This is a genomic window from Sorangium sp. So ce394 (assembly GCF_051474665.1).
Lineage (GTDB): Bacteria > Myxococcota_A > Polyangia > Polyangiales > Polyangiaceae > Sorangium > Sorangium cellulosum_D.
Map to the genome: position 1 here is coordinate 6,120,172 of NZ_CP150339.1, position 21,659 is coordinate 6,141,830.

Below are 21,659 nucleotides of genomic sequence, written 5' to 3' on the forward strand. Positions count from 1 at the left end.
GGCCCGCCGCGCGCCGCGATCGAGCGACGCATCCCTGCACACTGCGCGCGTCCGCGTCGCGCAGTCGCGCCGTCGCGCCGTCGCGCCGTCGCGCCGTCTCAACAACAGCAGCGCATCTAGAGCGGCGCATCGGCGAGCGACGCGGACAGCGCGCGTTCGTGCGGAACGTCACGCGCTCGCCGCGGGCGTGCGCGAGCAAAAAAAACTGCACGAAACACCGCAGAAACAAGCGATCTGTAAAGAAACAACTTGACGCGACGCAGCAGCTCTGCAAGCTAGAGGCACTCACGCTATGCAGAAGTCGACGTGCACCGCCAGCGCCCACGCCTCCGGCGATGGGACCCCCGCTGTGAAGCTGGTGCACCGCGCTTCGTCGGCGACCTCGGCGGCGCGCTCGCTCGTCGTCGAGGGCGGCGTGTCCGTCGGGCTCCTAGCGGGCCTAGCCATTCCTGCGCTCGTCAGCCTAGTCGACGTCGTCGGGCTGATTCGCGTCGGGAACGGGTGCGGGCCGCCGCTCTGAGCTGAGCAGCATGGAGATAGGCCCCCGCACCGAGAAGGTCCGGGGGCTTTCGTTTTTCTGGCCTGTGGGTTCACGAAGAGCAGCCGTCGTCAAGGAGGATCAGGTGAGCAAGGAACATTCGAGGAAGAATCGCGAGGACGCCTCGGGCGAGGCCGTTGGCCAACGCATCGCGGAGCTCGCAGAGCTCGTCGCCGCGGGCTGTGGGATGCCCGTCGCGTCGAGCGCGGTGCGCGAGGAGTTCGAGGCGCTCGTCGACGAGATCCGCGCGCGCGCGAGCCGCGGGGCCGTCCGCGCGCCCCAGCGCTCCTCGACGCACCTGAAGGGCGCGCGCCCGGGCGGCGACGCCGAGGCCTCGTTCGAGTTCCACTCCGACCCGCCCTCCGCGCGGCCCGGCGCGGCCCCCGCCGCGGGCTCCTCGCGCGTCGTGTCGCTCGACGACGCGCGGCGGGTGCTCGACGCGCTCCGCCGCGAGGAGAGCAGCGGCGGCGGCCCGCGGGAGGACCTCCAGCGCGCGATCGCCTAAATTGCCGAGCCCCTGAGAGACGGCGGAACCCGCGGCCACGGCGCCCAAGGCGCCACCTTCCACCAGCATGACTCGATCGGAGTCGAGACTATGAAACGAACCGGCGCACAGATTATCTGGGAAGTCCTCGTCCGCGAAGGCGTGGACGTGGTCTTTGGCTACCCCGGCGGCGCGATCATGCCCGCCTACGACACGATCCTCGGCTACCCGATCCGCCACGTCCTCGTCCGGCACGAGCAGGGCGCGGCGCACATGGCGGACGGGTACGCCCGCGCCTCGGGCAAGGTCGGCGTGGCGGTCGCCACCTCGGGCCCCGGCGCGACGAACCTCGTCACCGGGATCGCGACGGCGATGCTCGACTCGTCGCCCATCGTCTGTATCACCGGGCAGGTGTCCTCGAAGCTGCTCGGGACCGACGCCTTCCAGGAGACGGACATCACCGGCGTCACCCTGCCCATCACCAAGCACAACTACCTCGTGACCGAGGTCCAGGACATCGCCCCCGCCATCCGCGAGGCGTTCTACATCGCGCGCTCGGGCCGCCCGGGCCCGGTGCTCGTCGACATCACCAAGGACGCCCAGCAGGCGTCGATGGACTTCGAGCTGCCGAAGGGCGAGGTCCGCCTGCCCGGCTACCGCCCGGGGTATCACGCCGTCCAGACGGACATCGAGAAGGCGATCGAGCTCATCGACGAGGCCGAGCGGCCGCTCATCCTCGCCGGCCAGGGCATCGTCCGGGCGGAGGCGACGCGCGAGCTCCTCGCCTTCGTGGAGAAGACGGGCATCCCCGTCGCGTCCACGCTGCTCGGCCTCGGCGGCTTCCCGGCGACCCACCCGCTCAGCCTCGGCATGATGGGCATGCACGGCGAGGCGTGGGTGAACACCGCCATCCAGGAGGCCGACCTCCTCATCGCGCTCGGGATGCGCTTCGACGACCGCGTGACCGGGAACCTCAAGACCTACGCGGTGAAGGCGAAGAAGATCCACGTCGAGATCGACCGCTCCGAGATCAACAAGAATGTCAAGGTCGACGTCGGCCTCGTCGGGGACGTCCGGGACACGCTCCTGTCGCTCATCCCCGGGTGCAAGCAGCGCAACCGGAGCGGCTGGATCGAGCGCATCACCACCCTGAAGGGGGACTCGGCGGTCCGTGACATTCAACAATTGCCGTACCACGACAAACTGTACGCCGCGCACGTGATGCACGACCTCTGGCGGCTCACCGACGGCAAGGCGCTTGTGGTAACCGACGTCGGCCAGCACCAGATGTGGGAAGCGCAGTACTACAAGCACGATCACCCGCGGAAGCTCATCACCTCCGGCGGGCTCGGCACGATGGGCTTCGCCCTGCCGGCGGCGATCGGCGCGCGCTTCGCGAAGCCGGACGACGAGGTCTGGGTGGTCGTGGGCGACGGCGGCTTCCAGATGACCGCGTGCGAGCTGTCGACCTGCGCGCAGGAGGGCATCAAGGTCCACGTGGCCATCATCAACAACGGCTACCTCGGCATGGTGCGCCAGTGGCAGGAGTTCTTCTACAACCGGCGCTACTCGGCGACCCCGATGCGCAGCCCGGACTTCGTGAAGCTCGCCGAGGCCCACGGGCTGACCGGCATCCGCGTGACGAAGCGCGAGGAGATCGCGGGCGCGGTCGAGCGCGCCCGCGCGACGCCGGGCACCGTGGTCGTCGACTTCCGCGTCGAGCAGGAGGACAGCGTCTACCCGATGGTCCCCGCGGGCGCCGACCTGAACGACATGATCCGCCGCCCGAGCCCCATCCTGGAGACCGGGGAGGATCCGTGAACGCACCCGTAGAGGCGCGCGCCCCGAGCGCTCGATCCGACGCGAGCGCGCGCTCGCTGGACGAGCGGGGCGCGTCCGAGCGCGTCGCGGCCGCTGCCGGGCGCCCCAGAGACAAGAGGGACTTTCAAGAGGCATCCATGGATCGACCCATCCTGCGCACGTTCATCGCCTACGTCGAAGACCGCCCCGGCGTGCTCAACCGCGTCGCGTCGCTGTTCCGGCGCCGCGCGTACAACATCGAGTCGCTGAGCGTCGGGCGCACCCACATCGCCGGGGTCTCGCGCCTCACCCTGGTCCTCGAGGCGGACGAGGACGGGGCGCGCCGCCTGGAGGCGAACCTGTACAAGCTGGTCAACACCCTCTGGGTCCGCGACGTCACCCACACGGCCTCGGTCGCGCGCGACCTCGCGCTGATCAAGGTGAAGGCGAACGCGACGACCCGCGCGCAGGTGCTCCAGCTCTGCGAGGTGTTCCGCGCGCGCACCGTCGACGTCGCCCCCGAGGCGCTCACCATCGAGATCACCGGCACGGGCGACAAGATCGAGGGCCTGCTCGACGTGCTCCGCCCGTTCGGGATCATCGAGATGGTGCGGACCGGGATGATCGTGATGACCCGCGGCGCCGAGGAGGCCGAGGCCAGGCTCGACACCGTGCTGCCTACGCGCGCGAGCGACAGCAGCGCGCCCTGATGACGGATGACGTGAAGGACGGGAGCCGCGAGGTGCGGATCCCTGTTGAAGGAGAGTGAGATGGCGAAGATTTTTTATGATAACGACGCGGATCTGTCGCTCATCCAGAGCAAGAAGATCGCGATCGTCGGCTATGGCTCCCAGGGGCACGCCCACGCGCTGAACCTGCGCGACAGCGGCGCGACGGTGATCGTCGCCCTGCCCGAGGGCAGCAAGAGCCGACCCAAGGCGCAGGCCGCGGGGCTGCAGGTGGCCACGGTGTCCGAGGCCGCGAAGGCCGCCGACGTCATCATGATCCTCGCGCCCGACACGTCGCAGGCCCGCATCTACAACGAGCAGATCGCGCCGCACCTCGGCCCGGGCAAGACGCTCATGTTCGCGCACGGGTTCAACATCCGCTTCAACACGATCACGCCCCCCGCGTCGGTCGACGTCACGATGATCGCGCCGAAGGGCCCCGGGCACCGGGTGCGCGAGACGTACGAGGCCGGCGGCGGCGTCCCGGCCCTGCTCGCCGTCCACCAGGACGCGAGCGGCAAGGCGGAGGCGCAGGCGCTCGCCTACGCGAAGGGCATCGGCGCGACGCGCGCCGGCGTGCTCCTCACGACGTTCGCGGAGGAGACCGAGACCGACCTCTTCGGCGAGCAGGCGGTGCTCTGCGGCGGCGCGAGCGAGCTCGTGAAGGCCGGGTTCGAGACGCTCGTGAACGCCGGCTACCAGCCGGAGATCGCGTACTTCGAGTGTCTGCACGAGCTCAAGCTCATCGTCGACCTCATGTACCGCGGCGGCCTCAACTACATGCGGTACTCGATCAGCGACACCGCCGAGTACGGCGACTACGTGTCCGGCCCGCGCGTCATCACCGACCGCACGCGCGAGGAGATGAAGCGCATCCTGGCCGACATCCAGAGCGGCGAGTTCGCGCGCAAGTGGATCGCGGAGAACGAGGAGGGCCGGCCGAAGTTCGAGGCGACGCGGGCCAAGGAGCGGGAGCAGCGGCTCGAGGTCGTGGGCGCCAACCTGCGCAAGATGATGCCGTTCATCGACCCCGTCACCATCAAGCCCGGCGACTGAGCGTCTCCACTCGTGGGAGGCGGCGGAGAACACCATGCCTGAGATGATTGCGAATCAAGCGATGCCCCCGTCCGATTACGTGCGCATCTTCGACACCACGCTGCGTGACGGCGAGCAATCGCCGGGCGCGACGATGACGTCCTCGGAGAAGCTCGAGATCGCGCTCGCGCTGGCGAAGCTCGGCGTCGACGTCATCGAGACGGGCTTCCCCGCCGCTTCCCCCGACGACCTGCTCGCCGTCCAGACGATCGCCGAGCGCGTGGGCGCGGCCGCGGTCCCCGGCCGCCCCGCCGCGACCCCGCCGATCATCTGCGCGCTCGCCCGCGCCACCAAGGTCGACATCGACAAGGCGTGGGAGGGCGTCTCCCGGGCCGCGCACCCGCGGATCCACACCTTCCTCGCCACGAGCGACATCCACCTCAAGCACAAGCTCCGGATGACCCGGGCCGAGGTGCTCGACCGCGTGCGGGCCATGGTCGCGTACGCGCGCGACCTCTGCGCCGACGTGGAGTTCAGCCCCGAGGACGCCGGCCGGAGCGAGCCCGAGTTCCTCTACCAGGTGCTCGAGGCCGCGATCGCCGCCGGGGCCACGACGCTCAACATCCCGGACACGGTCGGCTACACCATGCCGAGCGAGTTCGGCGCGCTGATCGCCGGCATCCGCAAGAACGTCCCGGGGATCGACCGCGCCATCATCTCGGTGCACTGCCACAACGACCTCGGGCTCGCGACGGCGAACGCCCTGGAGGGCATCCGCGCGGGCGCGCGCCAGGCCGAGGTGACCATCAACGGCATCGGCGAGCGCGCCGGCAACACCGCGCTCGAGGAGGTCGTCATGGCGCTCGCGACGCGCCGGGCCGTCTTCGGGCTGCGCACCGGCATCGACACGACCCAGATCGCCACGGTGAGCCGCCTCGTCAGCGCCGCGACGGGCTTCAACGTCCAGCCGAACAAGGCGATCGTCGGCGCCAACGCCTTCGCGCACGAGTCGGGCATCCACCAGGACGGGATGCTGAAGCACCAGGAGACGTACGAGATCATGCGGCCGGAGATGGTCGGGGTGACGCAGACCCGGCTCGTCCTCGGCAAGCACTCGGGCAGGCACGCGCTCAGGAACCGGCTCGAGGAGCTCGGCTACCACCTCGACGAGGCCCAGCTCGCGGCGGCGTTCGCCAGCTTCAAGGCGCTCGCCGACAAGAAGAAGCACGTCACCGATCCCGACATCGAGGCGATCGTCTCCACCACGCGGGCGCAGGGCGACGAGCTCTACACGCTCGACGCGCTCCAGGTCGCCTGCGGGACCACCGGGATGCCGACGGCCACGGTCCGCCTCCGCGGGCCGGACGGGGCGCTGCACGTGCGCGCCGCGATCGGCACCGGGCCGGTGGACGCGGCCTACCGGGCGATCGACGAGATCGTCCGCGTGCCGAGCAGCCTCCTCGAGTTCTCCGTGCACGCGGTGACCGAGGGGATCGACGCGCTCGGCGAGGTGAGCGTCCGGGTCCGGGCGGACGCGACGTCGAGCAAGCGGCACCCGCAGCACGACGCCTCGCACCGGGTGTTCCACGGCCACGGCGCCGACACGGACATCCTGGTCGCCAGCGCGAAGGCGTACCTCACCGCCCTGAACCGGCTCCTCGCGACCTACGGCGTCGAGCCCCGGGAAGACGCGACGGCGTCCGAGAGCAACGAGAGCAACCAGAGCGGCCACGGCGCCGCCGTCGAGAGCGCGAGGTAGGCCGGTGCGCCGAGCGCACGAGGGCCCCGCGCGGGGCCGGCGAGCTCGGCGGCCTGCCCCCGCCGCACAAGGAAGTTGAAGCTTATGAATCCGCCTCTCAACGGCGCGGAGCAGGGCGCCCGCCCCGCGGACCGCGTCGAGGTTTACGACACCACGCTACGGGACGGCACCCAGCGCGAGGGCATCTCGCTCGCGTGCGAGGACAAGCTGCAGATCGCGCGCCACCTCGACGCGTTCGGCCTGACCTTCATCGAGGGCGGCTGGCCCGGCTCGAACCCGAAGGACGCGCAGTTCTTCGAGCGGGCGAAGGACATCGAGTGGAAGCACGCGAAGATCGCCGCGTTCGGCTCGACGCGCCGCGCCTCGCTCGCCCCCGAGGACGACCCCGGCCTGCGCGCGCTGCTCGCCGCCGGCACGAGCGTCTGCACGATCTTCGGCAAGAGCTCGACCCAGCACGTGACCGCGGTGCTGCGCACGACGCTCGACGAGAACCTCCGGATGATCGAGGAGACCGTCGCCTACCTGCGCGCGCACGGCCGCCGCGTGGTCTACGACGCGGAGCACTTCTTCGACGGGTTCGCGCTCGACCGGTCGTACGCGATCGAGACGCTGCGCGCCGCGGCGCGCGGCGGGGCCGAGGTGCTCACGCTCTGCGACACGAACGGCGGCTCGATGCCGTGGCAGATCGAGGCGATCGTCGCCGAGATGAAGGCGCTGCTCGGCCACCCGCTCGGCGTCCACGCGCACAACGACGGCGAGCTCGCGGTCGCCAACTCGCTCGCCGCCGTGCGCGCGGGCGCCCGCCACGTCCAGGGCACGATCAACGGCTACGGCGAGCGCTGCGGGAACGCGAACCTCTGCGCGATCATCCCGAACCTCGAGCTGAAGCTCGGCCTCCGGGCGCTGCCCGAGGGGGCGCTCCGCGGGCTCACCGAGCTCTCGCACTACGTCGCCGAGCTGGCGAACCTCGCCCCCGACGATCACATGGCCTACGTCGGGCGGAGCGCCTTCGCGCACAAGGGCGGCGTGCACGTCGCGGCGATGCGGCGCGAGCCGGCGTCCTACCAGCACATCGACCCCGCGCTCGTCGGCAACGCGATGCGCACCGTGGTGAGCGAGCTGTCGGGCCGCGGCAACCTCCTCAGCAAGGCCGAGGAGTTCGGGCTCGAGGTGAAGGCCGGCGCCGAGGTGGAGGTGCTCGAGCAGATCAAGGAGCGCGAGGCGCGCGGCTCGTCGTTCGAGGCGGCCGAGGCGTCGGTGGCGCTGTTGCTCCGCCGGAGCTCGCCGGGCTATAAGCCCCCCTTCCGGCTGCTCGATTTCAAGGTCATCGCGGGCCAGCGCGAGGGCGTCGGCACCTTCGCCGAGGCGATGATCAAGATCGCGGTCGGCGACGAGGTGGTGATCACGGCGGCCGAGGGGTCCGGCCCCGTCAACGCGCTCGACGGCGCGCTCCGCAAGGCGCTCGCGCCCGTGTTCCCGGCCGTGCGCGACATCCAGCTCGTCGACTACAAGGTCCGCATCCTCGACGGGCGCGACGGCACCTCGGCGACGACGCGCGTGCTCATCGACAGCCGCGACGCGCACCGCCAGTGGAGCACCGTCGGCGCCTCGACGAACATCATCGACGCTTCCTGGCATGCGCTCGCGGACGGGATCGAGTATGGGCTCACGCTCGCAGCGCGAGAGCCAGCGCAGTACACATCCACGTTGCCTGCCAGCGAGGTCGCATGAAGGCCAATATCGTTCTTTTGCCCGGTGACGGCATCGGCGTCGAGGTGGTCGCCGAAGCCCGCGTCACCCTCGATGCCGTCGCCGCCCAGTTCGGCCACAGCTTCACGTACTCCGAGCACCTCATCGGCGGGTGCGCCATCGACGCGACCGGCACCGCCCTCACGCCGGAGACGCTCGACGCGTGCCGCGCGGCCGACGCCGTCCTCCTCGGCGCGGTCGGCGGCCCGAAGTGGGACAACCCGAGCGCGAACGTCCGGCCCGAGCAGGGGCTGCTCGCGCTGCGCCAGGGCCTCGGCCTGTACGCGAACCTGCGTCCGATCCGCCTGTTCCCGGAGCTCGTCCAGGCCTCCCCGCTCAAGCCGGAGCGGCTCGCGGACGTCGACATCCTCGTCGTCCGGGAGCTCACGGGCGGGCTCTACTTCGGCAAGCCGCGCCTCCGCGAGGAGGTGAACGGGCGCAGGCGCGCGGTCGACACGCTCGAGTACACGGACGAGGAGATCCAGCGCGTCGTCGAGCTCGCGTTCCGCCTGGCCGCGCCGCGCCGGCGGCTCGTCACGTCGGTCGACAAGGCGAACGTCCTCGAGTCGTCGCGGCTCTGGCGGACGGTGGCGACCGAGGTCGCCGCGCGCCACCCGGAGATCCGCGTCGAGCACCAGCTCGTCGACTCGTGCGCGATGCGGCTGATCACGGCGGCGGCGGCGTTCGACGTCATCGTCACCGAGAACATGTTCGGCGACATCCTGACCGACGAGGCGGCCGTGCTCGCCGGCTCGCTGGGGCTCTGTCCGAGCGCGTCGCTGGGCGAAGGCACGCGCGGGGTCTACGAGCCGATCCACGGCTCGGCGCCCGACATCGCCGGCAAGGGGCTCGCCAACCCGATCGGGACGATCCTGAGCGCCGCCATGCTGCTCCGGCACTCGCTGCGCCTCGACAAGGAGGCGGCGGCGCTGGAGCGCGCCGTGGCGCAGGCGATCGCCGCCGGCGCCAGGACGGCGGACCTCGGCGGCAAGCTGTCGACCCAGGCGATGGGCGAGGCGGTGCGGGCGAAGCTCGCGGCCTGATCGCCCGCGCGGGGCGGGGCCGGGCACCCCGGCCCTGGCCTCGCGTTGCTGCCGCCCGGCGCGCCGCTAGAACGGCACCATGTTCATCGTCGTCAACACCATCACCGCCTCCGGTCCGGCGCTCCAGGCCATGGTGGAGAGCTTCCGGCGAGCAGCGCCGGAGATGCGCCAGTTCTCCGGCTTCCTCGGCCTCGAGATCTGGCTGGGCGACGGCGGCCTCCGGGCGGTCTCGCGGTGGGAGAGCCGGGAGGCGTTTCAGCAGTACCCGAGGTCCGAGGTGTTCCGGCGCCATCACCGCGGCATGGACGGCGAGCAGGCGCTCCGGGCCGCGCACATCACGTTCTACGAAGGCGAGATCATGGCGTGAGCCCCCGTGAGCCGCCGGCGGTCGCCGAGCCGCCGGCGGTCAGCGCGCCGACCGCCGCTCGCGGCCCGCGGCGGCCTGGCCCGCGTCCTCGGCGTAGGCGATCCCGTCCTTGAGCGTGCCGCACGTGACGACGCCGCCGAGCTCGATGTCGAGCGCCGTCATCGTCCTCGCCACCTCCGCCCGTATCCCGGTCAGCACGACCTGCGCGCCGATCAGGCGGGTCGCGCGCACGGCGCGCAGCAGCGCGCTGGCGACCTGCTGGTCGACCCCCGAGACGCCGGTGACGTCCAGGATCGCCACGCGGGCGCGGTGGGCCGTGATGCCCCGGAGGAGCGTCTCCGTGACCTGCGTCGCCCGGTCCTCGTCCAGCGCGCCGACGAGCGGCAGCACGACGGTCCCGTCGCTGATGGGGATGAGCGGCGTCGACAGCTCCATGAGCATCCGGGCCTGCCGCCGGACGGCGGCCTCCAGCCGCTCCCGCTCCTCCTCGGCGCGCTTCCGCTCGGTGACGTCGCGGGCGACGAGGACGAGCCCCAAGAGCTCGTCCTGAGGCCCGCGCAGCGTGCTGGCCGAGAGGGCGACGGGGACCTCCGCGCCCTCCCGGGTCACGAGCGCCGACGCCTCGTTCGCGATCCGGCTCGCCTGCCGCAGGCGCTCGATCACCGAGGCCGCCGCGCCCTCCCCGAGCACCCGCTCGGCCGGCAGCTCCAGGATCTCGTCCCTCGAGTAGCCGAGGAGCTCCAGGGCCGCGCGGTTCGCGCTCTTGATCGACCCGTCCACCTCCAGCACGAGGAGCGCGTCGGGCATCGCGGAGAGGACGTTGTTGACGAACGCGGTCGAGGACTGAAGCTCCTCGATCATCATGTTCATGCCGGCGGCGAGCCCGTCGAGCTCGTCGACGTCGCGGCTGATCTCGGCTTTCCTGGAGAAGTCGAGGGAGGCGACGGCGAGCGCGACGTCGGTCAGCTCGGAGAGCCGCGCCGCCGCCTTCGCCTTGAAGGCGCGCAGCGCCGCGAGCTCCTCCGCCAGCGCGTTGAGCTGCGCGAGCGCCGGATCGAGCGGGCCGCCGCGCAGCGCCGCCGCGCGGGCCGCCGAGTTGCCCGTGGCGAGCTCCTGGATCACGCGCTCGATCTCGCCGCGGTCGGGGTGGCCCTCCGCCTGCGGTCCGTCGTTCAACGGAGGAACCCCCGCAGCCAGCCGATGGCCTCGTCCTCGGTCGTGAACAGCTTCCGGGGCACGGGGGCCTGGGACAGCCCGAGGAAGAAGTTCCCGATGGCCTTGCTCACGGGCGAGCCCACGAGCAGCGCGAGGGCGCAGTGCCCCTTCGCGGCCTCCGCTCCTGCGAAGTACTCCCGCGCTGCCCTGTCCACCGTCTTTTGCGCGCGGATATCGACCAGAACGGGGCGCGGCGTGCCGCCTCCGAGCTCGATGGTGGCCCTGACGACCTCCTGTGCGAAGCCCAGGCTCATGTGCACAGGAAACGCAGTCGCGCGGATGATTCCGTCGTCCTCGAGCCGGAGTATCTGGGCGGACGTCACGATCTCGCGAGCCTTCATGTCGCATCCTCTACCGCGCCGCGCCAGCCGCACAGCGCTCGCCCAGGGGGCAGGAGCCTCGGGGGCTCCGCGTCACCTCGGTTGATCGAGCTGCTTGTATCCCAGGGCACGACCACGGCAGTCTTACGACTATAAGGCATTTCTCGCCGGCTTGTCCATAGCGCCGCAGTCCGACGCATGTTGACCGCCTGCGCGCGTTGGGTCTTGCGCGCGCGGGCGCGGGCGCGCGCTGGGTCTTGCGTCCGTGTGCGCGCTCGCCAGCCGCAGCGCCGCAGCGGTTCGCCCGCGTTCGGCCCCCAGCCTCCCCGCGCGCCCTCTGTCTGCGCGGCGCGCGGCGCGCGGCGCGCCGCGCGCAAGCTGGGAAAGCGCGTAGCGCCGCCCGGAGGATCTGCCGGAGGGCCGGCGAGGGACGCGCGGCGAGCCCCCCCGCGCGCAGCAGCGCCGAGCGCGAGCGCCGAAAGCGTCCATGGTGTCTCAGGTGTCCTTTCTGGGGTAATCGACATCACTCCCCTGACACCACACATGATCTCGCGACGGGGAAGCTCAGGTCCCCGCGTGTCGACGCTCGTCGTCGCGACGGGCGTTGGCGCCATCCACATGAATCGATGTGCACAGGAGAATGGGAACATGAGCCATTTGACGAAGTTCGCATCGCTCGTCGCGCTCTCGACGGCGCTCTCCGCGGCCGGCGTGGCCGTGGCGGCCGAGGCGACGACGGACGACACGATGGTCCAAACCGACGAGGCGAAGCAGGCGGTTCAGGGCGAGGAGATGGACTCCGCAGATCAGGAGTCGAGCGCGGCGCCGGCGACGGGCGTGAGCCCGGAGGACGCGAGCGCAGCAGACCCCGGCTCGGCGGGCCCCGGCTCGACGACCTCCAGTGAGGAGAACGTCGGCGCGACCCCCGACGCGGCGTCGCGCTTCTGGTGGGGCGGCTTCCGGCCCTGGGGCGGCGGCTGGTGGGGCGGCTTCCGGCCCTGGGGCGGCGGCTGGTGGGGCGGCTTCCGGCCCTGGGGCGGCTGGTGGGGCGGCTTCCGGCCCTGGGGCGGCTGGTGGGGCGGCTTCCGGCCCTGGGGCGGCGGCTGGTGGGGCGGCGGCTGCGGCGGCGGCTTCTGCGGTTGGTAGCGAGCGCTGGCGACCGCACGGCTCGGTGACGTCGACGCGCGGCCCTCGATGAGCGGCGGCAGCGCCGTGGCTCGGTCCTCGCCATGGCGCTTCACGCCTTCGGGGACGCCACGGTCGGCTCCAGAATGGTCAACGGCTCGGGTTCCCGTAACGCCGAGGCCCCCCCGCGCAGCCGCGCGGGGGGAGCCTCGGCGTCAGGAGGCGTCCCGGGACCGGCGCGCTCGGCGGCGCGCCGGCCCGCGCAGATCAGGCGTCGGCCTCGGCGAGGCTCGGGATGCGGTTCACGAGGAAGCGGGTCCTCATGTAGCACCACCACGTGAGCCCCATGCAGGTGAGATAGAAGACGAAGAAATACATGACCGCCGTCGTGGCCCCGCCCGTCGCCTTGATCGAGGCGCCGAAGCTCCGCGGGATGAAGAAGCCGCCGAGCGCCCCGACCGCCGAGGTGAACCCGAGGACGGCGGCGCTCTGGCGGCGCGCCATGATCAGCGCCTCTTCGCGCGCCGCCTCGCCCCTGCCCTGCGCCGCGCGCAGGAAGTCGCGCCGGAAGAGGACGGGGACCATCCGGAAGGTCGAGCCGTTGCCGATGCCGGTCGAGACGAACATGATCATGAACATCGTGACGACCCCGGCGTAGCTCTTCTCGTCGAGGAAGTGGATGATCCCGAGCGACGCGAGGCCCATCACCACGAAGTTGCTGAACGTGATGCGCGCCCCGCCGATCTTGTCCGCGAGGTAGCCGCCCAGCGGGCGGGCCACCGAGCCGATGAGCGCGCCGAGGAACGTGAGCTCGAGCGTCACGGCGGGGAACTGCATCTTGAGCAGCAGCGGCAGGGCCGCCGAGTAGCCGATGAACGAGCCGAACGTCCCGACGTACAGCCACGCGATGATCCAGGTGTGCTTGTTCCTGGCGGCGGCCGCCTGGTCTTTCCAGTTCGACTTCGCCGACGCCAGGTTGTTCATGAAGAAGTAAGCGCCGCCCGCCGAGAGGAGGATGAACGGGATCCACATCAGCCCCGCGTTTTGCAGGTAAATCCCAGCGTCGGTGTGGTACCCGCCGATCGCCGTCGCGAGCGCGCCGGGCCCGATGAGGAGCGGCACGAGGAGCTGCACGTTGCTGACGCCGATGTTGCCGCCGGCGGCGTTGAGCCCGAGCGCCAGCCCCTTCTTCTTGTCCGGATAGAAGAACGAGATGTTCGCCATGCTGGAGGCGAAGTTGCCCCCGCCGAGCCCCGCGGTCGCCGCCGCGACCGCCATGAGCCAGAACGGCGTGTCCGGCCTGGTCACGAGCACCGAGAGCGAGATCGTGGGGATCAGCAGGAGAAGCGCGCTGACGATGGTCCAGTTGCGCCCGCCGAACCTCGGGACGGCGAACGTGTACGGGAACCGGATCAGCGCGCCGACGAGGCCCGGGATCGCGACGAGCAAGAAGAGCTGGTCCGTGGTGTAGTTGAAGCCGACCTTGGGGAGCCGGGTGGCCGTCACGCTCCAGAGCAGCCAGACGGAAAAGCCGATGTTCTCGGCGATGATCGACCAGATGAGGTTCCGACGAGCGATCCGCTTCCCTGTCTTCTCCCAGAATGCCTCATCGTCGGGATTCCACTCGGTAATCAAAGTCGACATCTGTCCTCCTCACCGAGACCGGGGCGGCGGCCATCCACCATGGCGCACGAGGCGGCCACTCTCCGATCAATTCCTGCTCTGCATCGGCCACTGCGTCATACAGGCAGTGATCAAAAATCGGAGTTTCTCGTGTGTTTCCGAACGGTTTCGACGCACTTTTCCCGTGCGGCGCCGGTCTCATGGACGGCCGACTTCGCGTCGAGGAGCGCGCGAGGCGTCTCGGTGTTATCGCGCTGAGGCGGTTTGCGTGGAGCCGCCCCGCGCCGGGGCGAGGCGCTCGGGCGGCGCCTCGAGCTGGCCGAGCTTCTCCGCTCGATCGGTCACCCAGAAGCGCTCCGCGTCCGCCGCGCTCCAGGCGGACTCGTCCAGCAGCGGGAGGAGCGCGTCGTACAGCGCGCGCGCGCTCTGGAAGCGGTGGCGCGGGTCCTTGGCGAGGCAGCGCAGGACGAGGCGATCGACCGCGCGCGGGACGACCGGGCCGCGGCGCACCGACGGCGCGAGCGGGGCCTTGGTCATGTGCGCGACGAACAGCTGCCCCGACGACGAGCCCTCGAACGGCAGCTCCCCGGTGAGCAGGAAATAGAGCGTGCCGCCGAGCGCGTAGACGTCGCTGCGCGCGTCGGCGCGGTCGCCGCGGCACACCTCGGGCGCCATGTACGCGGGCGTCCCGCAGAGCATCCCGCTGTTCGTCAGCTCGGCGTCCCGGCCGCCCTCGACCATCCGCGCGACGCCGAAGTCGAGCAGCTTGAGGAAGTCGTGATCGTCGCCCACGCGGGTGACGAAGAGGTTCTGCGGCTTGATGTCCCGGTGGATGATCCCGGCCTCGTGCGCCTCGATGAGCGAGCGGCAGGCCTGCAGGGCGAAGCGCACGGCGCGCGCCACGGGCATGGGTCCGTAGTGGCGCACGATGGCGGCGAGATCGGCCCCGCGCAGGTGCTCCATCGCGATGTAGTAGATGCCGTCGTCGCTCGCGCCGAAGTCGAAGATCCGGATCGTGTGCGGGTCGCTGAGCTTGCTGGCCGCGTGCGCCTCCTGCTCGAAGCGCTTCAGCACCGCCGGGTCCGGCGCGTCGCGGGTCCGCAGGAGCTTGAGGGCGACGCCGCGCTGGAGCGTCTCGTCCCAGGCGAGCCAGACCTCGCTCATCCCCCCTTTGCCGATCGGCGCCTCGAGCCGATACCTGCCCAGCTTGCGCGCCTGATAGACCTGCTGCTGCGCGGCCCAGACCACGTGGCTCGACAGGGCCCCGATCACCCCCGACGAGGGGACGAAGATGTAATGGCTCGCGGCCGTGAGCAGCGTCGTCGGGTCGAGCCACGCCGCGAGGATGTCCGGGGAGAAGACCGCGGCGACGCCCATGACGGTCGGGAACGCGAGGAACATCGGCGCGGAGGCGAGCAGCGCCTTGCCGAACGGCGCCGGCACGAGCGCGGTGCGCAGCAGCACGACGATGGAGAGGCCGTGCATGTACGCGCTCGTCAGGCCGCCGAAATCGAGCGCCATGAGCGAGATGAAGATCGCGGCGACGAGGAACGCCGCGTCGTACCCGAGCAGCACGACCCGCCCCGAGACCGTCGGGCGACCGGAGAGCCGGTACACGGCGATGGCGATCGCCTGCTCGATCATGCGCATGACGATGAAGCGCCACATCGGCGCCGCGGGGTACAGCACGGTCGCCATGAACACGTCGACGAGCGTGAACGCGGGCCATATCCAGAGCGCGACCCGGAAAGCGCGGCGGACCGCGCGGCGGACGCTCTCTGTGTCGTGGGCGGTCAGCGTGCCGCGCCGCGCGCCGATGGCGCGGGTCTCGCGCTCCCTGAGCATGCGCGACGACGCCGAGCGCTCAGCGCGGAGAGCGTCTCTGAGCAGCGCGCGCTTCATGGCACACTCGAGGGTCGCCAGAGCCGCGCCGCACGTCAAGCGAGCGTTGCGGGCATCGGCGCGGCTGGTTTCCCCGGCCACGATGGCGGTCTGCGCCGCGCGCAGTCTCCCACCCAGGATGTCATACCAACAAGGCCGCTCGCCGCCGGATCTGCCGTGTTCGTGCGCTGCCGGCATACACGTCCCGAGATCCGAGGTGGCGAATGCCGGCCGCGCCTCCGCGGCTCCGGCCCGGCGGACCCGGCGCGCGGCACCCGGCGCCCGGCGCCGCGGGCCCGAGGCCGCGGCGTCGCCCTGGTCAACCGGCCGGATCCGTGCTTGAAAGCTCGCCACCGTGCCGCTCTCGCCCGAAAGCTTTCGCCGGCTGTTCCAAGGCCGCCCCGTCGTCCTCGCGCCCATGGAGGACGTGACGGACGCCGTCTTCCGCCGCATCTGCCGCGAGCTCGGCGCCGAGCTGTGCGTGACGGAGTTCGTCAACGTCGAGGGGCTCCTGCGCGGGTGCAAGACCGCGCGGCGCAAGCTCGCCCTGTCCGCCGGCGATCAGCCGACGGCGATCCAGATCTACGGCGCCAACCCGGAGCGCCTCGCCGAGGCCGCGCGGGTCGCCGAGCAGGCGGGGCCGGCGTTCCTCGACATCAACTGCGGCTGCTGGGTGCCGAAGATCGCCGGCCGCGGCGCGGGCGCGGGCTGGCTGCGCGATCCGGAGGCGATGGTGGCGATGGCCCGCCTCGTGGTGCGCACGGTCTCGCTCCCGGTCACCGTGAAGACGCGCATCGGCTGGGGGCCCGAGTCCCACATGCCGATCATCGACCTGGCGCGCCGCCTCGAGGACGCCGGCGTCGCCGCGCTCACGATCCACTGCCGCACGGCCCAGATGGGGCACAGCGGCGCGGCCGACTGGAGCTGGGCCGCCCGCGCGCGCGAGGTGGTGTCCATCCCCGTCGTGGTGAACGGCGACATCAAGACCGCCGACGACGCCGCCCGCGCCTTGCAGGAGACGGGGTGCGCCGGCGTGATGGTCGGCCGCGCCGCGATCGACCACCCCTGGGTCTTCCGCGAGGCCCGGGCGCTGCTCGACCACGGCGCGCGGCGCGCGCCGCCGACGGCCGAGGAGCGCCTCGCCCTGTGCCGCGCGCACCTCATCGCGAACACCGAGGCGCGCGGCGAGCCGCACGGCGTGCGCGTGACGCGGCGCCACCTGACCGGCTACCTCCGCGGCCTCCCCGGCGCGTCGGCCCTGCGGCGCGAGCTGCTCTTCTGCGACAGCCTGGCGGGGTGCCTCGACATCCTCGACAGCGCCGCGCAGCGGCTCGCGGCCTGAGCCCGCCCGGGCTCGGCCGGCCGCGCGCCGCAGGGCGCCCGAGCCGCGCTGGGGCCGCCTACATCCCCACGGGCGTCGCGTCGTCGACCGGGGCGGGCTCGCCGTTCTGCCGGTCGGCGCCCGGCGGCGCGCCCATGGGGTCGTGCGGCAGGCTCCCGCGGTGCGAGCGGAGCAGCACGTGGGGCGTCGCCAGGAGAAAGTTGGAGACGCGCGACGTGTAGATGTCCGCCGAGCGCTCGATCTGCCGGGCCAGGTGGCTCTTGTCGTTCCCCGTGCGGAGGAGCAGCCCCCAGCGCGGGTTCATCGTCTCGGCCGACGCCTTCGCGAGCGGGGCGATCCGCGCGTCGAGCGCCGCGAGGCTGACCTTGAGCTCGTTCATCTTCGCCTGGACCTCGGCCTCCGTCGCCCCGACGACCGGCCCGTAGCCGGCGCGCATCCGCTGGAGCTCGAGGCGCATCCTCGCGTAGATGCGCTCCGCGCCCTCCTTCTCCCGCATCCAGAGATCGAGCCGCGCCTCGGCCCCCCGCGCCTCCTCGATCGCGACGATCTCCTCCTCGAGCTCCCGGATGATGAGCGCGGTGCGCCACCGGAGGACGCTCTTCGACACGTGCACGTCCCCATAGATGTGATCGCCGATATAGAGGATCTCGTCGCCGGACAGCCCGAGGTGGTGCTCGACGAGCCCCGCGTTGCCGCCGAGGTAGTGCCCGCCCTCGCGCAGCCGGCCGGCCGGGCGCAGGAGGCCATCCTCCGTGACCACCTCGAACAGCGGGCTGCGGCTCGAGAAGAACTCCGGCTTCCGCGCGGACACGATGACCACGTCGAACAGGTCGCGCCACGTCATGCCGTCCGGCAGGAAGCGATCGAAGGCGTAGCTCATCATCGCGCGCGTGTAGACCCACTCGGAGTTCGTGATCAGGACGAGCTTCTTGCCCGCCTCCTTCTGGTCGAGCAGCGTGAGCGGGGTCTCCGGATCGAGCAGCACGAACCGGTCCGGATCCGCGATGATCTCGGCCTTGAGCTGCCCCTCCATGTGCGTCGCGTCGAGGCGATCCTTCACGCGGCGGTAGAGGTCGCTGTAGCCGAGCACCTCGGGCAGCCGGCGCTGATCGAGCAGATCGACGAGCTTCGCGTACATGCACCCTTCCGAGAGCGAGAAGAGCGTGTTCAGGAAGACGTAGCGCCCGTCCGCGAGGTCGACGATGGTCCGCGCGTACGTCGCGCGCTGGGTCTCGAAGTCGATCGGCTTCGTGCCGTGGTACGCCCGCTTCACGTACCCGAACCGATTCACCTTGAGCAGGTTGCCGAGCTCGGTGTCCAGGATGAGCCCCCGGATCACGAGGTCCGGCTCGAACGTCAGGTCTCCGACCGGCCAGCCCTCGCTCTCCAGGAGGTGCCGGAGGTGCTCATAGGCCCGACGCTCCCACGCCTCCACGCGGTAGTGGATCAGCGTGTAATCCATGTCGTACCCGATCGCCTTGATCGAACGGAGGTTCAGCGTCCGGTTGCAGAAGATCCCCCGCTGCTTGGGCGGCGGAGCGGAGAGGCAATCCAGCTTGTCCATGGTGAGATCGCCCGGAGAGCGGTCGTGAGGCATACCAGGGACCCGCGGCGTTGCCCACCCGGACCATCGCCGTCACCCGACCGTCAGGAGGGCGCGTCCGAGGCGTCGAGCCGTGGATGGCGCGTGGACGGCGCGATGTCGTTGCCGGCCGCGCTCGCGCGGGCTCAGCGGCGTCTGAGCCGGCTCTTGCCGTTGACTTGGCGCCGGTCGGCGCTCGCGGCGGGACGCGGCGAGCGCCCGGCCTGGGGCGCGCGCCGCGAGTCGCCGCGATCGTCCGCCTCCCATCCGTCGTCGTCGTCCTCGTCGTCCTCGTCGTCGAAGAGGTCGTCGTCGTCGTCCTCGTCGTCCTCGTCGCGCGCCTCGGCGCGGCGCACCTCGAGCCCGAGCATGGTGAGCGCCTGCTCGAGCGTCAGCGCCGTCTTCACCGCCTCGAGCTCGACCCCCATGGCCTGCAGCGTCATCGCGATCTCGGGGCTCAGCCCGGACAGGATCGTGGGCGTGCCCATGAGCCGCGCGGCCGACGCCAGGTTCGACAGCACGGCGCACAGGTGGCTATCCATGATCCATACGGCCGTGAGATCGATGACCAGCCCCTTCGCGCCGCTCTCGTGGATGGCCCGCAGCACCTCGGTGTTCAGCTGCTCCGCGAGGTCGTCGGTCACGTCCCCCTGGATGGGCACCAGGATCCGGTCCCACAGGTTGATGATCGGAAGGCGCTTGAGCTCCATGGTCATCCTAAGGTTCGATGTCGGCGATCAAGACCGTTGAGTCGTCGTGCGAGCGCCGGTGTCGGCTCATGAGGACGCGGCAGGCCTCCGCGGCCTTCATCCCACGAAACAGCGAGAGGTCGAAGCGGGGCGAGATCCCGTCGGAGAAGAGGACGAGTCGGTCGCCCGGCGCGAGCTGCGCGTCGAAGATCCGCGCCTTGCCGAGCGACGCGCCGAGGATGCCCGGGCTCTGGAGCCACTGCACGCGCGTGCCGTGGGACATCAGCTCGACGTTCCCGACGCCGCAGCCCTGGAGCCGCCCCTCCCGGAAGCGGCAGACCATGCCGGCGGCGCCCCGGGTCCCGCGGAGCCGGACGTGGAGGCGGTCGATGAGGGCGCGGACGTCGTCGCCGCTCGGCGCGTCGGCGAGCGCCTTGAGCGCGACGTTCGCCGCGGCCGCCGCGTGCTCGCCGTGACCCAGCGCGTCGATGACCGCGAAGACGACCCCATCCTCGCCGGCCCGCACGTAGGCGGCGTCGCCGCTGACGCGCTCTCCATCCTTGGGAAGAACGGCGTACTCCACGGCCAGCCTCACAGGTGGACCTCGATCTCCACCCGCGTCCCCTTCGGCCCCGAGTCGATCTGGAAGCGATCGGCCAGCCGCTTGACCCCGATGAGGCCGCGGCCCATGCCGGTCTTGCTCTTGTAGCGACCGGCGAGGATCTCCTGCAGGTTCTGGATGCCGGCGCCCTCGTCCACCGCGACGATGAGGAAGCGGACCGGGCTGTCGCGCTGCACGGCGATCTCGATCGTCCCGCCTGGAGTATAATGGACGATGTTCCGGGCGAGCTCGCTGACGATGGTCGCGACCTTGTGCGAGGTGAAGCTCTTTGCGCCGGCCGCGTCGCAAACGGCCTTCGCGCTCAGGCGCGCCTCGCTGATGTCGGCCTCCACGTTGATGGCCATGACCTTCGAGCGCCGCGAAGGCCGATCGCCGCCGATCGCCGAAATTTCCGACTTGAGCCGACCGAGCCGCGCCGGATCGACATAAAGGCGAGCCCGGCGCTCGATGCTCGGAATGATGTCCGGGAGGTCGTCGAGCGAGAACCTCTCGGGCTGGATCTCCGCCTCCCGCATGGCCCGGAGCAGGACTCCCTCTGCGTTCATCGCCGAGAGATAGCCGAGCAGGACGTTGAGAATCTGTTCGTGCGCGGGAGTCATCCGGGAAGAGCCTGGAAGGGCAGGTTACCGGGGCCCCGCGTCCGCGTCGAGTGCGCGGCGACGGCCTCGCCGGGTACGTCAGCCAACACACGAGAGCGCGGCCTCGGGCCGGCCGTCGCCGCAGGGCTCGCTCGGCGCGTCGCCGGCGGCGCGTTGCGTGAGGGCACGGCGGCGCCGGCCTGCGCCGGCGGCCCGCTCAGGCAACGCTCATGCCCGGATCACCGGGGTGCCGATGTCGCTCAGGCCGGGTAGTACGACGTCTGACCCTGGTTCAGCTCCTCGGTGATCTTGTTTTCCTCGAGAAGCTTCTTGATCGGCTCCTGGAGCTCGGCTGCAGGGGTGCCCATCGCCAGCGCAAGATCGTCGATGCCCTGACCCGGCTCGATTTCCACATGGGCGAGCAGCGCCTCGGCGATCTCGTCCCCGGGGATCCCGGACGGCGCGTTCTCCGGGCTCGCCGGGCGGGTCTGCTCGGCGTCTTTCGCGCCCGCCCCGACGGCGGGCGCCGCCTGGGCGGGGGTGGCGCTCGCGCGGCGCGCCCTGGCCGGGGCGGCCGCTGGACGCGCGGCGCCCGCGGTAGCCCGCGGCGTGGCCGCCTTCTTGCGCGGCGCAGCGCGCTTCGGGGCGGGGGCCTTGCGCGACGGCGCGCTGCGGGCCGGCGCGGCCGGGCGGCGCGGCGCCGGAGCGCGCTCGGCCTTGGGGGCCGGCTTCATGGGAGTCGCGACGGGCCCGGATATCCCTGCGGCCTTGATGTCGACTTCCAGGTACCGCGCTGCGTTCTGGAGAACGTCCTTACGGGCCAGCGCTCTCATGCCCTCCAGGAACGCGGCCACCAAAGCACGAATCTCATTCTCGATCTCGACATCGGATATCACGCAGCCGCCGTCTCACGAATCCCCCGGAATGTCAACGTCTTCCGCGCGGAGTGACGCGCAGAGACCGGAGAAACCCGGACGATCTCGCGCCGGCCGCCGCCCCCGTCCCGGCGCTCGATCGGTGGCTCGGGCGCCTGTCCAGTGTGAATTTGCCGCTCTACCAAATGAAATGCGGCAAGATCCGAAACTCATCGACAATCCATGTCGACCCTCCGCCGGCGCGGGCGCGGGCCAGGCCGGTGGGCAGAGGTCGACTCGCTGCTCACGGCGACCCCGGCGCGGC

At 71.3% G+C, this 21,659-nt stretch carries 20 protein-coding genes; 10 read left to right on the forward strand and 10 right to left on the reverse strand.

Translation table 11 applies throughout. The features are described 5' to 3' along the window. Positions 1–285: 285 nt before the first annotated feature. Positions 286–447, reverse strand: coding sequence for a hypothetical protein (locus WMF33_RS22340; protein WP_437339035.1), 162 nt, complete (start codon positions 445–447; stop codon positions 286–288). A 176-nt stretch (positions 448–623) separates the two neighbouring features. Here WMF33_RS22340 and WMF33_RS22345 point away from each other — a divergent pair, with 176 nt between their 5' ends. The 8 genes from WMF33_RS22345 to WMF33_RS22380 all read left to right on the forward strand — a co-directional run bounded on the left by WMF33_RS22345 (position 624) and on the right by WMF33_RS22380 (position 9,503). After that, positions 624–1,043, forward strand: a complete 420-nt coding sequence (locus WMF33_RS22345; protein ID WP_437339036.1) for a hypothetical protein — start codon at positions 624–626, stop codon at positions 1,041–1,043. Between the two features lie 90 nt (positions 1,044–1,133). After that, positions 1,134–2,843, forward strand: coding sequence for a biosynthetic-type acetolactate synthase large subunit (gene ilvB, locus WMF33_RS22350; RefSeq protein WP_061623367.1), 1,710 nt, complete (start codon positions 1,134–1,136; stop codon positions 2,841–2,843). Positions 2,844–2,980: 137 nt separating this feature from the next. Then, complete coding sequence (gene ilvN, locus WMF33_RS22355) at positions 2,981–3,532, forward strand: acetolactate synthase small subunit (protein WP_061623366.1); 552 nt, start codon at positions 2,981–2,983, stop codon at positions 3,530–3,532. Between the two features lie 60 nt (positions 3,533–3,592). Continuing rightward, the gene (ilvC, locus tag WMF33_RS22360) at positions 3,593–4,606 is read left to right on the forward strand and encodes a ketol-acid reductoisomerase (RefSeq protein WP_061623365.1); all 1,014 of its coding nucleotides are present in this window, start codon (positions 3,593–3,595) and stop codon (positions 4,604–4,606) included. A gap of 34 nt (positions 4,607–4,640) precedes the next feature. After that, positions 4,641–6,344: a 2-isopropylmalate synthase gene (locus WMF33_RS22365; RefSeq protein WP_437339037.1), complete on the forward strand. Its 1,704-nt coding sequence runs from the start codon at positions 4,641–4,643 to the stop codon at positions 6,342–6,344. 84 nt (positions 6,345–6,428) lie between these two features. Next, a complete protein-coding gene (cimA, locus tag WMF33_RS22370; RefSeq protein WP_437339038.1) occupies positions 6,429–8,075 on the forward strand; it encodes a citramalate synthase in 1,647 nt (548 codons plus the stop codon). Further along, positions 8,072–9,136 (forward strand): 3-isopropylmalate dehydrogenase, encoded by a 1,065-nt coding sequence (leuB, locus tag WMF33_RS22375; RefSeq protein WP_061623363.1) that lies wholly within the window; start codon positions 8,072–8,074, stop codon positions 9,134–9,136. The genes cimA and leuB overlap by 4 nt, the downstream gene beginning before the upstream one ends. Positions 9,137–9,215: 79 nt before the next feature. Further along, complete coding sequence (locus tag WMF33_RS22380; protein WP_437339039.1) at positions 9,216–9,503, forward strand: antibiotic biosynthesis monooxygenase family protein; 288 nt, start codon at positions 9,216–9,218, stop codon at positions 9,501–9,503. Between the two features lie 39 nt (positions 9,504–9,542). Here WMF33_RS22380 and WMF33_RS22385 read toward each other — a convergent pair whose 3' ends face one another. Both WMF33_RS22385 and WMF33_RS22390 read right to left on the reverse strand, forming a co-directional pair. After that, the gene (locus WMF33_RS22385) at positions 9,543–10,679 is read right to left on the reverse strand and encodes a PAS domain S-box protein (protein ID WP_437339040.1); all 1,137 of its coding nucleotides are present in this window, start codon (positions 10,677–10,679) and stop codon (positions 9,543–9,545) included. Then, on the reverse strand, positions 10,676–11,059 hold the full coding sequence (locus tag WMF33_RS22390; RefSeq protein ID WP_061623259.1) for a DUF7793 family protein: 384 nt from the start codon (positions 11,057–11,059) through the stop codon (positions 10,676–10,678). Before WMF33_RS22390 ends, WMF33_RS22385 begins: the two co-directional genes overlap by 4 nt. A 627-nt stretch (positions 11,060–11,686) precedes the next feature. Here WMF33_RS22390 and WMF33_RS22395 point away from each other — a divergent pair. Continuing rightward, positions 11,687–12,184 carry a hypothetical protein gene (locus WMF33_RS22395; protein ID WP_437339041.1) on the forward strand — a complete coding sequence of 166 codons (498 nt, stop codon included), beginning with the start codon at positions 11,687–11,689 and terminating at the stop codon, positions 12,182–12,184. 246 nt (positions 12,185–12,430) lie between these two features. Here WMF33_RS22395 and WMF33_RS22400 read toward each other — a convergent pair whose 3' ends face one another. Further along, a complete protein-coding gene (locus WMF33_RS22400; protein ID WP_437339042.1) occupies positions 12,431–13,807 on the reverse strand; it encodes an MFS transporter in 1,377 nt (458 codons plus the stop codon). A 225-nt stretch (positions 13,808–14,032) separates the two neighbouring features. Next, a complete protein-coding gene (locus WMF33_RS22405; protein ID WP_437339043.1) occupies positions 14,033–15,631 on the reverse strand; it encodes a serine/threonine-protein kinase in 1,599 nt (532 codons plus the stop codon). A 391-nt stretch (positions 15,632–16,022) separates the two neighbouring features. Here WMF33_RS22405 and dusB point away from each other — a divergent pair, with 391 nt between their 5' ends. Beyond that, positions 16,023–17,009, forward strand: a complete 987-nt coding sequence (gene dusB, locus WMF33_RS22410; RefSeq protein ID WP_437339044.1) for a tRNA dihydrouridine synthase DusB — start codon at positions 16,023–16,025, stop codon at positions 17,007–17,009. A gap of 58 nt (positions 17,010–17,067) precedes the next feature. On the opposite strand, the gene WMF33_RS22415 is transcribed toward dusB, so the two are convergent. The 5 genes from WMF33_RS22415 to WMF33_RS22435 form a co-directional block, all read right to left on the reverse strand. Further along, entirely contained in the window at positions 17,068–18,573 is a 1,506-nt protein-coding gene (locus WMF33_RS22415) for an HAD-IG family 5'-nucleotidase (RefSeq protein ID WP_437339045.1), read from the reverse strand. Positions 18,574–18,737: 164 nt separating this feature from the next. Further along, complete coding sequence (locus tag WMF33_RS22420; RefSeq protein WP_437339046.1) at positions 18,738–19,301, reverse strand: STAS domain-containing protein; 564 nt, start codon at positions 19,299–19,301, stop codon at positions 18,738–18,740. A gap of 7 nt (positions 19,302–19,308) precedes the next feature. Continuing rightward, positions 19,309–19,875, reverse strand: a complete 567-nt coding sequence (locus tag WMF33_RS22425; protein WP_437339047.1) for a SpoIIE family protein phosphatase — start codon at positions 19,873–19,875, stop codon at positions 19,309–19,311. Further along, on the reverse strand, positions 19,872–20,447 hold the full coding sequence (locus WMF33_RS22430) for an ATP-binding protein (protein ID WP_437339048.1): 576 nt from the start codon (positions 20,445–20,447) through the stop codon (positions 19,872–19,874). Before WMF33_RS22430 ends, WMF33_RS22425 begins: the two co-directional genes overlap by 4 nt. 293 nt (positions 20,448–20,740) lie before the next feature. Beyond that, complete coding sequence (locus WMF33_RS22435) at positions 20,741–21,376, reverse strand: hypothetical protein (protein ID WP_437339049.1); 636 nt, start codon at positions 21,374–21,376, stop codon at positions 20,741–20,743. Positions 21,377–21,659: the final 283 nt, after the last annotated feature.

What these genes read in the sequence shown, in the direction of transcription:
- ilvC (WP_061623365.1), top strand. Translation starts at nt 3,593, where the DNA reads ATGGCGAAGATTTTTTATGATAACGACGCGGATCTGTCGCTCATCCAG.
- leuB (WP_061623363.1), top strand. Translation starts at nt 8,072, where the DNA reads ATGAAGGCCAATATCGTTCTTTTGCCCGGTGACGGCATCGGCGTCGAG.
- WMF33_RS22405 (WP_437339043.1), bottom strand. Translation starts at nt 15,631, where the DNA reads ATGCTCAGGGAGCGCGAGACCCGCGCCATCGGCGCGCGGCGCGGCACG.
- WMF33_RS22340 (WP_437339035.1), bottom strand. Translation starts at nt 447, where the DNA reads ATGGCTAGGCCCGCTAGGAGCCCGACGGACACGCCGCCCTCGACGACG.
- ilvN (WP_061623366.1), top strand. Translation starts at nt 2,981, where the DNA reads ATGGATCGACCCATCCTGCGCACGTTCATCGCCTACGTCGAAGACCGC.
- WMF33_RS22365 (WP_437339037.1), top strand. Translation starts at nt 4,641, where the DNA reads ATGCCTGAGATGATTGCGAATCAAGCGATGCCCCCGTCCGATTACGTG.
- WMF33_RS22415 (WP_437339045.1), bottom strand. Translation starts at nt 18,573, where the DNA reads ATGGACAAGCTGGATTGCCTCTCCGCTCCGCCGCCCAAGCAGCGGGGG.
- WMF33_RS22400 (WP_437339042.1), bottom strand. Translation starts at nt 13,807, where the DNA reads ATGTCGACTTTGATTACCGAGTGGAATCCCGACGATGAGGCATTCTGG.
- cimA (WP_437339038.1), top strand. Translation starts at nt 6,429, where the DNA reads ATGAATCCGCCTCTCAACGGCGCGGAGCAGGGCGCCCGCCCCGCGGAC.
- WMF33_RS22430 (WP_437339048.1), bottom strand. Translation starts at nt 20,447, where the DNA reads ATGAACGCAGAGGGAGTCCTGCTCCGGGCCATGCGGGAGGCGGAGATC.
- WMF33_RS22390 (WP_061623259.1), bottom strand. Translation starts at nt 11,059, where the DNA reads ATGAAGGCTCGCGAGATCGTGACGTCCGCCCAGATACTCCGGCTCGAG.
- WMF33_RS22420 (WP_437339046.1), bottom strand. Translation starts at nt 19,301, where the DNA reads ATGGAGCTCAAGCGCCTTCCGATCATCAACCTGTGGGACCGGATCCTG.
- WMF33_RS22380 (WP_437339039.1), top strand. Translation starts at nt 9,216, where the DNA reads ATGTTCATCGTCGTCAACACCATCACCGCCTCCGGTCCGGCGCTCCAG.
- WMF33_RS22395 (WP_437339041.1), top strand. Translation starts at nt 11,687, where the DNA reads ATGAGCCATTTGACGAAGTTCGCATCGCTCGTCGCGCTCTCGACGGCG.
- ilvB (WP_061623367.1), top strand. Translation starts at nt 1,134, where the DNA reads ATGAAACGAACCGGCGCACAGATTATCTGGGAAGTCCTCGTCCGCGAA.